Origin of the sequence: Bradyrhizobium sp. PRIMUS42, assembly GCF_023006515.1 — a bacterium.
Taxonomy (GTDB): domain Bacteria; phylum Pseudomonadota; class Alphaproteobacteria; order Rhizobiales; family Xanthobacteraceae; genus Bradyrhizobium.
Map to the genome: position 1 here is coordinate 1 of NZ_JALBGZ010001530.1, position 529 is coordinate 529.

The 529-nt window shown below is 63.5% G+C and carries 1 protein-coding gene; it reads right to left on the bottom strand.

The annotated features are described in order from the left end of the window. Positions 1–529 (bottom strand): efflux RND transporter permease subunit (locus tag MOV75_RS41470; RefSeq protein WP_246933094.1); only part of this gene is annotated, 529 nt, incomplete at both ends.

Consider the following 529-nt stretch of genomic DNA (forward strand, 5'->3'; position numbering starts at 1 on the left):
CGCCAGACCATTCCAGCCCTCCTGCATCACCGCTGCGAGCATGATGGTGGGCTCACCCTGGTGCCTGATGATGTAGGTGGGAGGATCCTCGTAGCCGCGGCGGACCTCGGCGATGTCGGACAGCTTCAGCGTCCGCCCGGCGGCGACGATGGGCGTATCGGCGATCGCCTGGACGCTGTCATAGGCGCCGTCGACCCGGATGAAGACCTGCGGTCCCTTGGTGTCGATCGAGCCGGCGGGTGTCATCGTGTTCTGCCGCTGCAAGGCGGCAACGATATCCGTTGCCGACACACCGAGGGTTGCCAGCTTGGCATAGGAAAACTCGACAAAGATCTGCTCGGGACGTTCGCCGAGGATGTTGATCTTCTTGACGCCGGACACGTGCAGGAGGTCCTGACGGATGGTCTCGGCTTGCCTTGCGAGCTCGCGCATCGGCATGCCCTTGGCCTTGAGGGCATAAAGGGCGAAGCTCACGTCGGAATATTCGTCATTGACGAAGGGGCCGAGCACGCCGGAGGGCAGCTTGCGC